Annotated in this window: 13 protein-coding genes; 4 read left to right on the forward strand and 9 right to left on the reverse strand. The window is 69.2% G+C overall.

Annotated elements, in window-relative coordinates:
• Positions 1-12 precede the first annotated feature (12 nt).
• From araH to NQV17_RS14535, 7 genes are all read right to left on the reverse strand, one after another.
• Positions 13-1032 (reverse strand): L-arabinose ABC transporter permease AraH, encoded by a 1020-nt coding sequence (gene araH, locus NQV17_RS14505; protein ID WP_044847378.1) that lies wholly within the window; start codon positions 1030-1032, stop codon positions 13-15.
• A gap of 30 nt (positions 1033-1062) precedes the next feature.
• Positions 1063-2622: an L-arabinose ABC transporter ATP-binding protein AraG gene (araG, locus tag NQV17_RS14510; RefSeq protein WP_257772844.1), complete on the reverse strand. Its 1560-nt coding sequence runs from the start codon at positions 2620-2622 to the stop codon at positions 1063-1065.
• Between the two features lie 20 nt (positions 2623-2642).
• Positions 2643-3656 (reverse strand): arabinose ABC transporter substrate-binding protein, encoded by a 1014-nt coding sequence (locus NQV17_RS14515; protein WP_124486002.1) that lies wholly within the window; start codon positions 3654-3656, stop codon positions 2643-2645.
• An 82-nt stretch (positions 3657-3738) separates the two neighbouring features.
• Positions 3739-4668 carry a Gfo/Idh/MocA family protein gene (locus NQV17_RS14520; protein ID WP_044847380.1) on the reverse strand — a complete coding sequence of 310 codons (930 nt, stop codon included), beginning with the start codon at positions 4666-4668 and terminating at the stop codon, positions 3739-3741.
• Between the two features lie 24 nt (positions 4669-4692).
• A complete protein-coding gene (locus NQV17_RS14525; protein ID WP_044847381.1) occupies positions 4693-5622 on the reverse strand; it encodes a dihydrodipicolinate synthase family protein in 930 nt (309 codons plus the stop codon).
• 50 nt (positions 5623-5672) lie between these two features.
• Entirely contained in the window at positions 5673-7031 is a 1359-nt protein-coding gene (locus tag NQV17_RS14530; protein ID WP_257772798.1) for an MFS transporter, read from the reverse strand.
• A gap of 284 nt (positions 7032-7315) precedes the next feature.
• Positions 7316-9067: an IlvD/Edd family dehydratase gene (locus NQV17_RS14535; RefSeq protein WP_257772799.1), complete on the reverse strand. Its 1752-nt coding sequence runs from the start codon at positions 9065-9067 to the stop codon at positions 7316-7318.
• Positions 9068-9181: 114 nt separating this feature from the next.
• On the opposite strand from NQV17_RS14535, the gene NQV17_RS14540 reads away from it, so the two are divergent.
• The gene (locus NQV17_RS14540) at positions 9182-10132 is read left to right on the forward strand and encodes a LysR family transcriptional regulator (RefSeq protein ID WP_257772800.1); all 951 of its coding nucleotides are present in this window, start codon (positions 9182-9184) and stop codon (positions 10130-10132) included.
• A gap of 118 nt (positions 10133-10250) precedes the next feature.
• Here the strand turns inward: NQV17_RS14540 and NQV17_RS14545 are convergent, their stop codons facing one another.
• Complete coding sequence (locus tag NQV17_RS14545; RefSeq protein ID WP_124485997.1) at positions 10251-10727, reverse strand: OsmC family protein; 477 nt, start codon at positions 10725-10727, stop codon at positions 10251-10253.
• A 94-nt stretch (positions 10728-10821) separates the two neighbouring features.
• Between NQV17_RS14545 and NQV17_RS14550 the strand changes: the two genes are divergently transcribed.
• A complete protein-coding gene (locus NQV17_RS14550; protein ID WP_257772801.1) occupies positions 10822-11478 on the forward strand; it encodes a GntR family transcriptional regulator in 657 nt (218 codons plus the stop codon).
• Positions 11479-11626: 148 nt separating this feature from the next.
• Here NQV17_RS14550 and NQV17_RS14555 read toward each other — a convergent pair whose 3' ends face one another.
• Positions 11627-12661: a LacI family DNA-binding transcriptional regulator gene (locus NQV17_RS14555; protein WP_257772802.1), complete on the reverse strand. Its 1035-nt coding sequence runs from the start codon at positions 12659-12661 to the stop codon at positions 11627-11629.
• 189 nt (positions 12662-12850) lie between these two features.
• On the opposite strand from NQV17_RS14555, the gene NQV17_RS14560 reads away from it, so the two are divergent.
• Together NQV17_RS14560 and NQV17_RS14565 are read left to right on the forward strand one after the other, a co-directional pair.
• Complete coding sequence (locus NQV17_RS14560; RefSeq protein WP_257772803.1) at positions 12851-13999, forward strand: ABC transporter ATP-binding protein; 1149 nt, start codon at positions 12851-12853, stop codon at positions 13997-13999.
• A gap of 9 nt (positions 14000-14008) precedes the next feature.
• Positions 14009-16003, forward strand: a complete 1995-nt coding sequence (locus tag NQV17_RS14565; protein WP_257772804.1) for a beta-galactosidase — start codon at positions 14009-14011, stop codon at positions 16001-16003.
• Positions 16004-16005: the final 2 nt, after the last annotated feature.

Raw genomic sequence — 16005 nt, forward strand, 5'->3', positions numbered from 1 at the left:
GCGTGCGTCAGGTCAGATCTTCATCGCGCGCCGCTGGTTGCGACGATACTGGTCGAACAGCACCGCGAGCAACAGAATTCCGCCGCGTATCAGATATTGGTAAAAGGTCGGCACGTTCAAGAGGCTCATCGCATCCTGCACGGAGCCCATGATCAGCACGCCGACCAGCACGCCGGAAATCGTCGCGACGCCGCCCGTCAGCGACACGCCGCCGAGCACGCACGCGGAGATCACGCCGAGTTCGAGACCGACCGACGTCTTCGGGTCGCCGAGGCTCATCCGCGACGCGAGCATCACGCCGGCGAAGCCGGTCACGAGGCCCTGCAGCACGAACACCGCGATCTTGATGCGCATCACCGGCAGCCCCGCGAGCAGCGCGGCCTCGCCGTTGCCGCCGACCGCCAGCACGTTCTTGCCGAACACGGTCTTGCGCAACAGGAAGCCGAACACGACGAAGCCGACGATGTTGCTCCAGATCGGATACGAGATGCCGAGGAACGACCCGCCGCCGAGATCGAAGAAGCGCTCCTCGGAGATCATCACCGCATCGCCGTTCGACGTGATGAACGCGAGCCCGCGCACGACTTCCATCATCGCGAGCGTGACGATCAGCGAATTGATCCGCCAGCGCGCGATCAGCACGCCGTTCACGAGCCCGACCGCGCCGCCCGCGAGCACGCCGGCGGCGATGCCGAGCACGACGCTGTGCGTCGCGGTGATCAGCGTCGACGCGACGACGCCCGAGAACGCGACGATCGACGCGACCGACAGGTCGACTTCGCCGAGCGCCAGCACGAACATCATCGTCACTGCGATCGAGCCGATCAGCGTGACCGACAGCAGCAGGCCCTGGATGTTGCGCGGCGTGAGGAAGTCCGGCACGGTCAGCGACAGCGTCGCGAACAGCACGAGAAACACCATCACGATGCCGGAGCGGTTGATCAGTTGCCACACGCCGCCGCGCGCTCGCGCGGGCGCGGCTGCGGCATCGGGGGACGGGGAAGTGCGTTGGGGTTGCATTGCCTGGCTCATAACGTTTGCTTTCCGGTTGACTGCAGGCCGCTAGCGCGGCAGCGCGAGCTTGATCAGCGCGTCGGGCGTCGCCTGCGCCTTCGCGACCTCGCCCGCGATCCGTCCTTCCTTCATCACGATGATGCGGTCCGCCACGCCGATCACCTCGGCCAGATCGCTCGACACGATGATCACCGTGCGGCCCGCTTCCGCGAGTTCGTAGAACAGGTTGTAGATTTCCGCGCGCGCGCCGACGTCGATGCCGCGCGTCGGCTCGTCCATCAGGAACACGTCGATGCGCTCGGCCAGCCAGCGCGCGAGCACGACCTTCTGCTGGTTGCCGCCCGACAGCGCGCCGATCGGCGTCTCGCCGTCGCGGGTCTTGATCGCGAGCCGCTCGATGTATTGCTGCGCGAGCTCGCGTTCGCGCCGCGCGTCGAGCAGCACGCGCGCCGGGCTGAAATGACGACGCGCGCTGATGTTCAGGTTGTCGGCCACCGACGCGATCGCGACGATGCCTTCCTGCTTGCGGTCCTCGGGGCACAGCGCGATGCCGGCGCGCACCGCGTGCCGCGGGCTCGCGAACGCCACGCGCTTGCCGCCCAGCTCGACATGCCCGCCCGTGGGCCGCGCCGCCCCGTACAGCAGCTTCATCAGCTCCGAACGGCCCGCGCCGACGAGCCCGAAGAAGCCGACGATCTCGCCGCGCCGCGCGGCGAACGACACCGGCTCGGACAGGCCGGGCCCGACGAGCCCCTTCGCCTCGATCAGCACGTCGCCGGCCGTGCGCGGCCGGTAGCCGTACACGTCCTCGATCGAGCGGCCGACCATGCAGCCGATCAGCCGGTCGCGGTCGAGCTCGGCGACCGATTCGAACGTCTCGATCCGGCGGCCGTCGCGGAACACCGTCACGCGATCGCACAGCGCGTCGACTTCCTCCATCCGGTGCGTGACGTAGATGATCGCGCGGCCCTCGGCGCGCAGCGAACGGATGATGCGGAACAGCTGCGTCGTCTCGCGCGCGGACAGCGAGCTCGTCGGTTCGTCGAACGCGATCACGCGCGCGTCGCGCATCAGCGCCTTGCCGATCTCGATCATCTGGCGCTGACCGATCGACAGGTATTTCACCGGGATGTCCGGATCGATGTGCTCGCCGAGCCGCTCCAGCGCATCGAGCGCGCGCACGGCAAGCGCGCGCTCGTCGACCACGCCGAGCCGGCTCGGCAGCTGGCCGAGCATCAGGTTCTCGGCGACCGTCAGCTCCGGGACCAGATGCAGCTCCTGGTAGATGATCGCGATGCCGGCCTCGAGCGCGGCGCGCGTCGACGCGAAGCGCTGCACCGTGCCGTTCAGCGTCAGCGTGCCGGCCTGTGGCTGGTTCACGCCGGACAGCACCTTCAGCAGCGTCGACTTGCCTGCGCCGTTCTCGCCCATCAGCCCGTGCACCTCGCCCGCGCGCACCGACAGCGACACGCCGTCGAGCGCGCGCACGCCCGGGAACGTCACCGTGATGCCGTCGAGCGCGAGCAGCGCGCCGCCGGGCGGCGGCGCGGTGCCGGGCGTGGCCACGTCGTCGTGGCGCGAACTGGCCGTCATCATCTGCATCGTCATCGCGTCGTCGCCCCGCACGTTCAGATGCCGAGTTCGGCGCGCACGGCCTGCCAGTTCGCGCGCGTCATCAGCTTGCCGCTCGTCTGCGTGTCGGCCGGCGGCGTCTTGCCGTTGCGGATCCAGTCGACGAGGTTCTGCGTGCTGTCCTTGCCGTGATTCGTCGAGCTGACCGCGATCGTCCCGTAGAAGCCGGTCGGCTCCTTCTTCTGGAACTCGGCGAACGCCTCGCCCGCGCCGTTGATGCCGACGCCGATCACGTCCGCGGCCGGGATGTGCAGCTGTTCGGTCGCGCGTACCGCGCCGAGCACGGTTTCCTCGTTCAGCGCGTAGACCACCCACTTCTTGATGTTCGGATGGCGCGCGAGCACGGGCGCTGCCGCGCTGAAGCCGCCTTCGTCGTCGGTCGTCTTCTGCGGCGCGTCGAAGATGTTTTCCTTGCGGAAGCCGTTCGCGAGCAGCGCCTGCGTCGCGCCGTCGGTGCGCAGCTTCGCGGTCGGCAGCTCGTAGTTGGTGACGCGCAGCGCGCCGACTTCCTCCGGCTTCCAGCCGCGCCGCTTCATCTCGTCGGCGATCGCCTGGCCGACCTGGTTGCCGATCTTGGTCGCCGACATCCCGAGGTGCGGCACGTTCGGCAGCGGCTTGCCGGTCGAGTCGACGAGCTGGTCGTCGACCGTCACGAACTTCATGTTGTAGCGCTTCGCGCGCGACGCGATCGCCGGCCCGAGGCGCACGTCGGGTGCGCAGATCACGAAGCCCTGCGCGCCTTGCGAGCCGAGGTTGTCGATCGCGGCGAGCACCTTCTCGCCGTCCGGCGTGCCGATCTTCACCACCGAGAAGTTCTCCTTCTGGCCGAGCGCGGACGCCGCGTTCTGCTCGTTGATGAACCATGCCTGCTCGGGCATCTTCACCAGGAAGCCGATCTTCAGCGGCGCGTCGGCGTGCGCGGCGCCCTGCATTCCGAGCGGCGCGAGGCAAAGCGCGGCCAGCAGCGCGCGCAGCGTGTGACGGCGGATCGTGTGGGTCGTGCGGTTCATGCGGTGTCTCCTTGTCTGTTGGCTTGGGTCTTCAACTCGCGTCGTGCGCGGTCGCGCTCGCGTGGCGCGCGCCGGCATGGTATCAGCGGCCGAACGCGTCGGTCCCGACGCGCCGCCCGAACAGGAACGCATCGGCGACGAGCCGCAGCGGCCGCACGTCGACGTCGCTTGCGCCGCGCGCGATCAGCGCGCGGAATTGCGCATACAGCGCCGGGTACTCGCGCTGCGGCCCGAGCTCGACGGGCTCGCCCGCAATCGACAATTGCGCGCCGCCGCGGCTGATCGCGAGCACGCCGTCCGACGTGTCGACCGCGATCTCCCATTGCTCGACCGGGCCGTGCCGCCAGTCGAATTCCGCGCGCACGGGCACGCCGTGCGTATCGGCGCATTCGAGGTCGGCCGCAATCGGCATCTGCGCGTCGCTCGGCACGTAGAGCGTCGCCTCGCGCAGCACGAGCTCGCGCGGCAGGATCCGCGTGACGATCGACAGCGCGTTGATGCCGGGATCGAACACGCCGAGGCCGCCGGGCTCCCAGATCCACTGCTGGCCCGGATGCCAGCGCCGCACGTCCTCCTTCCAGCGCACCTGGACCGCACGGATCGTGCGCGTCGCGAGCCACGCGCGCGCCGGTTCCACCGCGCTCGCGCAGCGCGAATGCCAGGTTGCGAACAGCGTGAGGCCGCGTTCGCGCGCGAGCGCGTCCAGCGCGGCCACTTCACCGAGCGTCGCGCCCGGCGGCTTCTCGAGCATCACGTGCTTGCCGGCCTCGAGCGCGGCACGTGCCTGCGCGTAGCGCACCTGCGGCGGCGCGCACAGCGACACGGCGTCAAGCTCGGGCTCGGCGGCCAGCAGCGCGCCCAGGTCCTGGTAGTTGCGCACGCCGTCGACTTCCGCATGACGGCTCGCGCACGCGGTCAGCACGAAACCCGGTTCGGCGGCGATCGCCGGCAAATGCTGGTCGCGCGCGATCTTGCCGATCCCGATCACGCCCAGTGAAATAACGTCGCTCATCTGCGTTTCTCCTTCGCCACTTGCTCAGTGCGCCCAGCGCAGCACGAGCGGATCGAGCCGGCGCGCGATCGCGAGCAGCTCCGCGCGCGTGTCCGGGTGCAGTTCCGGCATCGGGTGCCGCGGCCGCTCGCACGCGATCACGCCGCCGGCGCGCATCAGCGCCTTCGCGGTGAGGATCCCGGACTGGCGGTTCTCGTGATTGATCAGCGGCAGCCACGTCTGATAGCGCGCGAACGCCTCGTCGTGCCGCCCTTCGCGGAATGCTTCGAGGATCGGCCGGATGCCGTCCGGAAAGCCGCCGCCCGTCATCGCACCGGTCGCGCCGGCATGCAGGTCGGCGAGCAGCGTGATCGCCTCCTCGCCGTCCCACGGCCCTTCGATCGCGTCGCCGCCGAGCCGGATCAGCTCGCGCAGCTTGTTCGCCGCACCCGGCGTCTCGATCTTGAAGTACGCGACCTGCTCGATCTCGCGCGCCATGCGCGCGAGGAACGGCGCGGACAGCGCGGTGCCGCTCGCGGGCGCATCCTGGATCATGATCGGGATGTCGATCGCGTCCGACACGCGTGCGAAGAACTCGAAGATCTGCGCTTCCGGCACGCGGAACGTCGCGCCGTGATACGGCGGCATCGCCATCACCATCGCCGCGCCGAGCTGCTGCGCGCGCAGGCTGCGCGCCGCGCACACCTGCGTGCCGTAGTGCGACGTCGTGACGATCACCGGCACGCGGCCGGCGACGTGTTCGAGGATCGTGCGCGTGAGCACGTCGCGTTCGTCGTCGGTGATCGCGAACTGCTCGGAGAAGTTCGCGAGGATGCACAGCCCGTCCGAGCCCGCGTCGATCATGAAGTCGACCGCGCGCTTCTGGCTTGCGAGGTCGAGCTCGCCGGTCTCGGAAAACGTCGTCGGGACGACGGGGAAGATGCCGCGATAGCGCGGCGTGCTGCTCGATGTCATGGTTCGGTCCTGCGTCGGTCGAAGCGGCGTTCAGCCGGAAAACACGGGGTTCAGGATTCGCCGGCGAATGTGCCCGCGGCCGGCTCGGGCGCGCGCAGCGCGGCGCGCACCACGAACGTCATCAGCACCGCGAACAGCAACGTCGCTGCGAGGAAGTACAGGCCGGCCGCGAGGCTGCCGGTCGACGCCTTGATCAGGCCGATGCCGTACGGCCCCAGGTAGCCGCCGAGATTCGCGAGCGAATTGATCGCGGCGATGCCGACCGCCGCGCTCGTGCCGGTGAGGAATTCGCCGGGCAGCGCCCATACGACGGCCTGGATCGAATACAGCGAGAACGCGGTCAGGCAGATGAACAGGAACTGCAGCGCCGGTTCGCGCACCCACGCGCTCGCGGCCATCGTCACGGCGGCGGCCGCCGACACGACGACGATGTGCCAGTAACGCTCGCGCTTGCGATCCGAATGACGCGGCACGACGAGCAGGCCGACCACCGCGAACAGGTACGGCACCGCGGACAGCAGCCCCGTCGCCGCATCGCCGGTGCCGAACGCGTGGATGATCGTCGGCAGCCACAGCGACAGCCCGTAGATGCACAGCGGAAACGGCAGGAACAGCGCGGCGAGCAGCAGTACGCGGCGGTCACGTAATGCGGCGAGCGGATTGCCGTGCGAATCGGGGCGATACGTGTCGCGATCGGCGGCGAGCTGCCGCGCGATCCAGCGGCGCTCGTCGTCGTTCAGCCAGCGCGCATGCGCGGGCGATTCGGGCAGCAGCCGCAGCGTGGGCCACGCGAGCAGCACGGCCGGCAGGCCGCTGACGACGAACAGCGTCTGCCAGTCCGACAGGCCGAACAGCCCGTGCGTCGACAGCAGCCAACCGGCGAGCGGGCCCGTCACGATGCCGGCGAGCGGCTGCGCAAGGACGAGCAGGCCGATCACGCGGGCACGGTCGCGCATCGGGAACCATTGCGTGAGGAAGTACAGGATGCCGGGATAGAGGCCGGCTTCCGCCGCGCCGAGCAGGAAGCGCAGCACGTAGAAGCTGGCCGGCCCCTGTACCAGCGCCATCGCCATCGTGATCACGCCCCACGTCGCGAGGATGCGTGCGAACCAGACGCGCGCGCCGAAGCGTCCGAGCGCGAGGTTGCTCGGCACCTCGCACAGGAAGTAGCCGATGAAGAACAGTCCGGCGCCGAGTCCGTATGCGGCATCGCCGAGGCCGATCGCCGCGTTCATGTGCAGCTTCGCGAAGCCGACGACGGTACGGTCGACGTAGGCGACCACGTAGATCAGCGCGAGGAACGGCACGAGCTTGCGCGTGAGCAGGCGGGTCAGTTGCCGTTCGTCGACGGCTGCCGGCGAATCGGACTGGTCCGCCACGGCGTGCGCGGGGGGGTACTGCGTCGTCATCTTGTCTCCTGTCGGCGTACGTTGGCGCTTTAGCGCTTACGTACGCCCCATGCTTTGCGGTCGGCCACCGTTGGCGCTTTAGCGCTTACGGGGGCCCCATGCTTCGCGGTCGGCGTACGTTGGCGCTTTAGCGCTTGCGTACGCCCCAAGCTTTACGGTCGGCCCGCATTAGCGCTTTAGTGCTTGCGTGCCCCCATGCTTCGCGCTCGACCAAGGCCGGCGCGTCAAAACTCGTTTCCCTCAGGCCCCGCCGCGGTCCGCGTCCCTGCGCGGCTATGCGCCGCTCAATGCGAATGGCTCGGCACGTCCGCGCCGCGCGTGCCGACCAGGAAGTCGAGGTCGCACCCTTCGTCGGCCTGCAGCACGTGATCGATATACAGCCGCGCATAGCCGCCCTTGCCGAGTTGCCCGGCCACGCCTGGCGCCGCGGTCGGATCGACGTCCGACAGGCGCCGCTGCAGTTCGTCATCCGAAATGTCCAGATGCAGCGTGCCGGCCTCGCAGTCGAGCTCGATCCAGTCGCCGTTGCGCACGGCGGCAAGCGGGCCACCCGCGGCCGCTTCCGGCGCGACGTGCAGCACGACCGTGCCGTATGCGGTGCCGCTCATCCGCGCATCCGAGATCCGCACCATGTCCTTCACCCCTTGGCGCAGCAGCTTCGGCGGCAGCCCCATGTTGCCGACCTCGGCCATCCCCGGATAACCGCGCGGCCCGCAGTTCTTCAGCACCAGCACCGAGTTCGCGTCGACGTCGAGCGCTTCGTCGTTGATCGTCGCCTTGTAGTGATCGAGGTTCTCGAACACCACCGCGCGGCCGCGATGCTTCAGCAGCTCGGGGCTCGCCGCCGACGGCTTCAGCACCGCGCCGCGCGGCGCGAGATTGCCGCGCAGGATGCAGATCCCGCCGTCGGCGATCAGCGGCCGGTCGAGCGGGCGGATCACCTCGTCGTCGTAGTTCGGCGCTTCGCGCACGTTGTCCCACAGCGACTTGCCGTTGACCGTCAGCGCGTCCGGGTGCGGCAGCAGCCCGCCTTCGCCGAGCCGGCGCAGCACGGCCGGCAGCCCGCCCGCGTAATAGAACTCCTCCATCAGGAAGCGCCCCGACGGCATCAGGTCGACGATCGTCGGCGTGTCGCGGCCGATGCGCATCCAGTCCTCGAGTTCGAGCGGCACGCCGATGCGGCCCGCGATCGCCTTCAGGTGGATTACCGCGTTGGTCGAGCCGCCGATCGCCGCGTTCGCGCGGATCGCGTTCTCGAATGCGGCGCGCGTCAGGACCTTCGACAGCACGAGCCCTTCGAGCGCCATCTCGACGATGCGGATGCCCGACATGTGCGCGAGCACATAGCGGCGCGAATCGACCGCCGGAATCGCCGCGTTGTGCGGCAGCGCGACGCCGAGCGCCTCGGCCATGCACGCCATCGTCGACGCGGTGCCCATCGTGTTGCAGGTGCCGGCCGAGCGCGACATGCCGGCCTCGGCCGACAGGAAGTGGTGCAGGTCGATCTCGCCCGCCTTCAGCGCTTCATGCAGCTGCCACACTGCCGTGCCCGAGCCGATGTTCTTGCCTTCGAGCTTGCCGTTCAGCATCGGCCCGCCCGACACGACGATCGCCGGCACGTCGCAGCTCGCCGCGCCCATCAGCAGCGCGGGGGTCGTCTTGTCGCAGCCGGCGAGCAGCACGACCGCATCGATCGGGTTGCCGCGGATCGCTTCCTCGACGTCCATCGACGCCAGGTTGCGCGTGAGCATCGCCGACGGCCGCAGGTTCGATTCGCCGTTCGAGAACACCGGGAACTCGACCGGGAACCCGCCCGCTTCGGAGATCCCGCGCTTCACGTGCTCCGCGAGCTTGCGGAAGTGCGCGTTGCATGGCGTCAGTTCGGACCACGTGTTGCAGATGCCGATGATCGGCCGGCCGTCGAACTCGTGATCGGGGATGCCCTGGTTCTTCATCCAGCTCCGGTACATGAAGCCGTTCTTGTCGTTGGTGCCGAACCATTGGGTGGAGCGCAGCCTGGGTTTCGTTGCCGACATCGTCAGTCCTGTGGTGACGGGATACCGGCGCAGTCTAGGCAGAATTTTGATAACTGGCTAATGACGTTTTAGGCGATTACGATATCGATTCCGATATCGATATAAACCCGTACGATGCCTGAAGCCAGCCCGTGGGGAAACCGCAGCCGCCTGAAGACCCGCCAGCTCCTGCTGGTCGTCGCGCTCGCCGACGAAGGCAGCATCCACCGCGCGGCGGCCGCGCTGAGCATGACGCAGCCGGCCGCGTCGAAGCTGCTGCGCGAGCTCGAGGAATCGATCGGCGCGGTGCTGTTCGAGCGGCTGCCGCGCGGGATGCGGCCGACGCTGTACGGCGACGCGCTGATCCGCCACGCGCGCGCGGCGCTCGGCAGCCTCGACCAGGCGCGCGAGGAGCTGGCCGCGCTGAAGGCCGGCCATCTCGGGCACGTGGCGGTGGGCGCGATCACGTCGCCGGGGTTGCGGCTCGTGCCGCCGGCCGTCGCGGCCGTCAAGGGGACGCATGCGAACGTGCGCGTGTCGGTGACGATCGACACGAGCAACGTGCTGCTCGAACACCTCGCGCAGGACAAGCTCGACATCGTGCTCGGCCGGCTGTCCGCCGAACACGACAAGCTGCACCTGCGCTACGAGCCGCTGACCGGCGAGCCGGTCGCCGCGGTCGTGCGGCCGGGCCATCCGCTGCTCGCGCAGGCGCCGCTGTCGCTCGCCGACGTGCAGCGCGCCGCGTGGGTCATGCCGCCGGCCGGCAGCGTGCTGCGTCACCGCTTCGAGCTGGTGTTCCAGCGCGCGAGCCTCGCGCCGCCCGCGAACGTGGTCGAGACGGCCGCGCTGCTGTTCATCACGCAGCTGATCGAGCAGAGCGACATGATCGCGGTGCTCGCGGAGGACGTCGCGCAGTACTATGCGCGCCACGGAATCGTCACGGTGCTGCCGCTGGAGATGGATTGCCGGATGGATGATTTCGGGATCATCACGCGCACGGACCGGCTGCCGTCGCCGGCTGTCGAGGTGATGGCCGATGCGATTCGGGCGGCGGCGCGGGAGGTGTACGGGGTTGTGTTGTAACGCGACGCGGCCCGGTTTCGTCGAGCCTGCTCGCCTGTCGAAAGACACGCGTGCGCTCGCGTCCCGCGTTTCGGTTACGCCCGGTACGCGGCGAACCCCGCCCGTTCCCCGGCATGCATCACGCTTCCGCGACCTCGATCACCGGCTCGCACCGGATCGGGAAGTTCACGGAGTTCGCCACATAGCACTTCGCATGCGCGTCGTGATGCAGCCGCTCGGCGAGCGCACGATCGTCGCCCGCCTGGATCGTCACGCGCGGGTGCAGCACGATTTCGGTGAAGCGCCCCGGCCCGGGGCTGTCGAGCATCGTCCCTTCCGCATCGTCCACATACGCCAGCACGCGGATTCCCGCATCGGAACACAGATGCAGATACCAGAGCTTGTGACACGCCGAGGCCGACGCGAGCAGCAAGTCTTCCGGATTCCAGCGCGCCGCATCGCCGCGGAACGCCGCGTCCGACGAGCCCGGAATGTCCGGCTTCGAACCCGCGCGGATCACATGATCGCGGCCATATTCGCGATACCCCGACGTGCCGGTTCCCCGGTTGCCGGTCCACTCCACTGCCACGCGGTACTTGTGTTCGCCATGCGCCATCTCGCTCTCCTTCGATATCGGAACGTGAGGTCATCATTGTGGCACCGGAATGCGGTTTGGTATACCATTATTCCAAAATGAGGAGCGCAGGAACATGGAAGCCAGACTCGATTCGACGGCGGACGCGGTGGCTGCATCGTTGCGGGAGATGATCATCAACGGCGAGTTGCAGGCAGGCGAGCGGCTCGTCGAGCGCGACCTCGCCGAACGCTTCGGCATCAGCCGGATTCCGATGCGCGAGGCGATCCAGCGCCTCGAACGCGAAGGATTACTGGATATATTCAGGAATCGCGGCGCGGTCGTGCGGATGCTGAGCGCATCCGACGTGCAGGAGATCTACGACATGCGCACGCTGCTCGAAGGCGACGCGATCTACCGCAGCGTGAAGCGGCTCGACGACGAAACACTCGCGCGCGCCGAACTCGTGCACAGGCTGCTCGGCGAATCGAACGTGCCGCGCCGGCAAGGCGAGCTGAACCGCGAATTCCATGCGCTGCTGTATTCATGCTGCGGCAACGAGCGGCAGTTGAAGGCGATCGCGGAGCTGCGCAGCCAGGTCGAGCGCTACGAGCGACTTCAGACAACGTTGCTCGCGGATACGCCGTCATTCCAGGTCGAGCATGAAGAAATCCTGCAAGCGTGCCGCGAACGCAACGCACGTGGCGCGCGCGCGATGACGGTCGCGCATCTCGATTCGGCCCGGCGCATCGTGATGCGGCTCGTCGAGGACGATCTGCGCCTTGGGGCGTGATCGAGCCACTCTTGCGATTCCATCTACCGGCCCGCGGCCGGCCTCTACTCGGGCTTAGCCCGTCGGCTTCGGCTTCGGCTTCGGCTTCGGCTTCGGCTTCGGCAAGCATGACACTACGCGACGCGCCCCGCGTGGCCGCCTTCTCCCGCTAAGCCATCGCGCACCGCCCCCGCACCGCCCCCGTCGTCCCGCGCACCACCAGCCTCGGCACCGACGCCGTCCGCACGCGCGATGCATCGTCGACCTGACCGCCCGCCTCGCGCAACGCGTTGAGCAGTTCGACCGCGAGCCCCGCGGCCTCGGCGGTCGGAATCGCGACGGTCGTCAACGTAGGACGCGTATCGCTCGCCAGATGAATATCGGTGATGCCGACGATCGACAGATCGTCGGGCACACGCCGGCCGCGATCGGCGGCCGCGTGCAGCGCGCCGATCGCGGGCAGGTCGTTGGTCGCGACCAGCGCGGTCAGCCCGGGATGCGCGTCGAGCAGCCGGCCCGCCGCACGCACACCGCCTTCGATCGAATCGGGCTCGGCCGCGACGATCGACGCGTCGAGCCCCGCTTCGCGCATCACGTCGACGAAGCCGTCGTAGCGCGCCGCCTGCACGCCGCTCGCCGAGCCGCCGACGATCACGCCGATCGTCTTGTGCCCGAGTTCGACCAGATGCCGCGTCGCAATCCGCCCCGCCTCGCGGAAATCCACCGCGACGCACGGCAATCCTTCGGGCGGCGCATCGGGCCGCTCCCACAGACACAGCACGACCGGCACGCCGCGCCGCGCGACGTCGACCAGATCCGGCAGGTGCAGGTTCGCGTTGGTCACGAGAATCCCCTCGGAAATCGTGCCGGCGATCTGGTCGAGATACGCGCGCCCCTGCAACGGATCTTCGTTCGTATTGCAGACGATCAGGAATTGCCCGTTGCGCCGCACCGCGCGCTCGACCGCGAGCGCGAACTCCGGATAGAACGGGTTCGCGATGCTCGACACCATCAGCGCGACCGTCGGCGCGCGCCCTTCCGCCAGCGCCCGCGCGGCCAGATGCGGCCGGTAGCCGAGCGCCTGCACCGCTTCGAGCACCCGCGCGCGGGTGGCTTCGCCGACCCGGCCGCGGTTGCGCAGCACGTTCGAGACCGTCGCGGCCGTCACGCCGGCGCGGCGGGCCACTTCATCGAGTGTCGCCATGCAATGTCCACTATATGAGACGTCGATCCAGTATTTGCTTCGCTCACCGAAGCGGCGCACTATCGCCGCACACCCTGCCGCCCGACCGACGGGCGCGGCTCGGCCGCGATCGCGATCGGCTCTTTTTTGATCGCGTTGCTTAAGCGCTTAAGCATCAACGAAGGCGCATTAGAACATGGAGCGGAGACAATGGCGAGCATCTCGATGCGACGCGTGCAGAAAGCCTATGGCGAGCACGCGCCGGTCATTCGCGACGTCGATCTGGAGATCGGCGCGCACGAGTTCTGCGTGTTCCTCGGCCCGTCCGGCTGCGGCAAGTCGACCCTGCTGCGGATGATCGCGGGCCTCGAGGACCTGAGCGACGGCGAGCTGTCGATCGACGGCCGCCGCGTCGACGACGTGCCGGCCGCCGAGCGCGGCGTCGCGATGGTGTTCCAGAGCTACGCGCTGTTTCCGCACATGACGGTCTACGAGAACATGGCGTTCGGGCTGAAGCTCGCGCGCGTGCCGAAGGCCGAGATCGACCGGAAGGTGCGCGACGCCGCGCGGATCCTGCAGCTCGACACGCTGCTCGAGCGCAAGCCGAAGGCGCTGTCCGGCGGCCAGCGGCAGCGCGTCGCGATCGGCCGCGCGATCGTGCGCGAGCCCGGCGTGTTCCTGTTCGACGAGCCGCTGTCGAACCTCGACGCGGCGCTGCGCGGCCAGACTCGCATCGAGATCGCGAAACTGCACCGGCAGTTCGAGCGCGCGAGCGTCGTCTACGTGACGCACGACCAGACCGAAGCGATGACGCTCGCCGACAAGATCGTGCTGCTGCACGCCGGCGCGGACACCGCGCGGCACGGCAGCATCGCGCAGGTCGGCGCGCCGCTCGACCTCTATCACCATCCGGCGAGCCGCTTCGTCGCCGGCTTCATCGGCTCGCCGCGGATGAACTTCCTGCCGGCCGTCGTCACCGCCTGCGACGCGCGGCGCACGATCGTCACCGTCGTGCTATCCGGCGAAACCTTCACGCTGCCGCGCGACGGTTCCGCGCTCGCGGTCGGCGCGGCCGTCACGCTCGGCATCCGCCCCGAACACCTGACGCTCGGCACCGAGCACAACGCGACGACGCTCGCGCGCGACGTCGCGCTCGTCGAACGCCTCGGCGAGCAGACCTACGTGCACCTCGACCAGCCCGGCGGCACGCCGCTGATCGCGAAGGTGCCCGGCGACGCCCCGCTGCGCCGCGGCGAACGCGTGCACGCGCATGCGACGGCCGCCGCCTGCCACCTCTTCACCGAAGACGGCCGCGCGGTGCCCGCGTGCGCCGGCCTTCCCGTCCACCACTACGCATAGGGATCGGGCATGCGCCTCGGAGTCTGTTACTACCCGGAACACTGGCCGGAATCGATGTGGGCCGACGACGCCCGCCGGATGAAGGCACTCGGCATCGCGCAGGTGCGGATCGCCGAATTCGCATGGAGCCGCATCGAGCCGTCGCCGGGCGAATACGACTGGGGCTGGCTCGACCGCGCGATCGACGTGCTCGGCACGGCCGGCCTCGAGATCGTGATGTGCACGCCGACCGCGACACCGCCGAAATGGCTCGTCGACCGTCACCCCGACATCCTCGCGATCGGCGCGGACGGCCGGCCGCGCAAGTTCGGCTCGCGCCGCCACTACGACTTCTCGTCGCCGACCTATCTCGAAGCGTCGCGCCGCATCTGCACCGCGGTCGCCGAACGCTACGGCCGCCACCCGGCCGTGCGCTACTGGCAGACCGACAACGAGCTCGGCTGCCATCAGACGGTGGTCAGCTACTCGCCCGCCGCGCTCGTGCGTTTTCGCGGATGGCTGCAGGCGCGCCACGGCACGATCGACGCGCTGAACCGTGCGTGGGGCACCGTGTTCTGGAGCATGGAGTACCGGCATTTCGACGAAGTCGATGCGCCGGTCGGCACCGTGACCGAAGCGCATCCGTCGCACCGCCTCGACTACCGGCGCTTCGCGTCGGATGAAGTCGCGCGCTATCACCGGATGCAGGTCGACGTGATCCGCGCGCATTCGCCGGGCCGCCCCGTCGCGCACAACTTCATGCAGCTTTTCACCGAGTTCGATCATTACGAAGTGGCGCGCGACCTCGACGTCGCGACGTGGGACAGCTACCCGCTCGGCGCGCTCGAGGAGCAATGGTTCGCGCCCGACGTGAAGGCGCGCTGGCTGCGCACCGGCCATCCGGATTTCGCGTCGTTCAATCACGACCTCTATCGCGGCATGTCGAAGCTGCCGTTCTGGGTGATGGAGCAGCAGCCGGGGCCCGTGAACTGGGCGCAGTGGAACCCCGCGCCGCTGCCGGGCATGGTGCGGCTGTGGAGCTGGGAAGCGTTCGCGCACGGCGCCGGCTGCGTGTCGTACTTCCGCTGGCGGCAGGCGCCGTTCGCGCAGGAGCAGATGCATGCGGGCCTGCACACGCCCGACGACCGGCTCGACGAAGGCGGCCGCGAAGCGCAGCGCGTCGCGCAGGAGATCGCCGCCGTGCTCGACGCAGGTGCCGATGCCGACGCGAACGGCGCGGTGCGTGCGCCCGTCGCGCTCGTGTTCGACTATGAAGCGAAGTGGCTGTTCGAAGTGCAGCCGCAAGGCGCCGATTTCCACTACCCGCGCTTCGCGTTCGAGTACTACTCGGCGCTGCGTTCGCTCGGCCTCGACGTCGACATCGTTTCCGCGCACGCGCCGCTCGACGGCTACCGGCTCGTCGTCGTGCCGCCGCTGCCGGTCGTGCCGGACGACTTCGCGGCACGGCTCGCCGCCTCCGGCGCGCATGCGGTGTTCGGTCCGCGCACCGGCTCGAAGACCGCCGACCTGCGGATTCCGCCGACGCTGCCGCCCGGCCCGCTCGCGTCGATCCTGCCGGTGCGCGTGTGGCGCGTCGAATCGCTGCGGCCGAACGTGACCGAGCGGATCGACGGCACGCTGCGCGACGGCGCGCCGCTCACCGGCGACGCGCGTCACTGGCGCGACCTCGTCGAACTGCGCGACGACGACGCGCGCAGCGTCGTGCGCGCGCGCTTCGCCGACGGTCATCCGGCCTGTGTGTCGCACGGCACGCTGCACTACTGGGCCGCGCTGTTCGACGACGCGACCACCGCGCGCCTGTTCGCCGACGTCGCGGCCGAAGCCGGCCTGACACCGTCGCCGCTCGGCGACGGCGTGCGCGTAAGCCGGCGCGGCGGCCTGACCTACGTATTCAACTACGGCAGCACGCCGCACACGATCGATGCGGTGCCGCCGTCCGCGTTCGTGGTCGGCGCCGCGCAGGTCGAGCCGCAAGGCGTCGCCGTGTATCGAAGCCGTTCGTAGCA

The sequence above is a fragment of the Burkholderia sp. SCN-KJ genome (assembly GCF_024656005.1).
Lineage (GTDB): Bacteria > Pseudomonadota > Gammaproteobacteria > Burkholderiales > Burkholderiaceae > Burkholderia.

What these genes read in the sequence shown, in the direction of transcription:
- NQV17_RS14540 (WP_257772800.1), top strand. Translation starts at nt 9,182, where the DNA reads ATGCCTGAAGCCAGCCCGTGGGGAAACCGCAGCCGCCTGAAGACCCGC.
- NQV17_RS14565 (WP_257772804.1), top strand. Translation starts at nt 14,009, where the DNA reads ATGCGCCTCGGAGTCTGTTACTACCCGGAACACTGGCCGGAATCGATG.
- NQV17_RS14550 (WP_257772801.1), top strand. Translation starts at nt 10,822, where the DNA reads ATGGAAGCCAGACTCGATTCGACGGCGGACGCGGTGGCTGCATCGTTG.
- NQV17_RS14525 (WP_044847381.1), bottom strand. Translation starts at nt 5,622, where the DNA reads ATGACATCGAGCAGCACGCCGCGCTATCGCGGCATCTTCCCCGTCGTC.
- NQV17_RS14555 (WP_257772802.1), bottom strand. Translation starts at nt 12,661, where the DNA reads ATGGCGACACTCGATGAAGTGGCCCGCCGCGCCGGCGTGACGGCCGCG.
- NQV17_RS14520 (WP_044847380.1), bottom strand. Translation starts at nt 4,668, where the DNA reads ATGAGCGACGTTATTTCACTGGGCGTGATCGGGATCGGCAAGATCGCG.
- NQV17_RS14530 (WP_257772798.1), bottom strand. Translation starts at nt 7,031, where the DNA reads ATGACGACGCAGTACCCCCCCGCGCACGCCGTGGCGGACCAGTCCGAT.
- NQV17_RS14545 (WP_124485997.1), bottom strand. Translation starts at nt 10,727, where the DNA reads ATGGCGCATGGCGAACACAAGTACCGCGTGGCAGTGGAGTGGACCGGC.
- araG (WP_257772844.1), bottom strand. Translation starts at nt 2,622, where the DNA reads ATGACGATGCAGATGATGACGGCCAGTTCGCGCCACGACGACGTGGCC.
- NQV17_RS14535 (WP_257772799.1), bottom strand. Translation starts at nt 9,067, where the DNA reads ATGTCGGCAACGAAACCCAGGCTGCGCTCCACCCAATGGTTCGGCACC.
- NQV17_RS14560 (WP_257772803.1), top strand. Translation starts at nt 12,851, where the DNA reads ATGGCGAGCATCTCGATGCGACGCGTGCAGAAAGCCTATGGCGAGCAC.
- NQV17_RS14515 (WP_124486002.1), bottom strand. Translation starts at nt 3,656, where the DNA reads ATGAACCGCACGACCCACACGATCCGCCGTCACACGCTGCGCGCGCTG.
- araH (WP_044847378.1), bottom strand. Translation starts at nt 1,032, where the DNA reads ATGAGCCAGGCAATGCAACCCCAACGCACTTCCCCGTCCCCCGATGCC.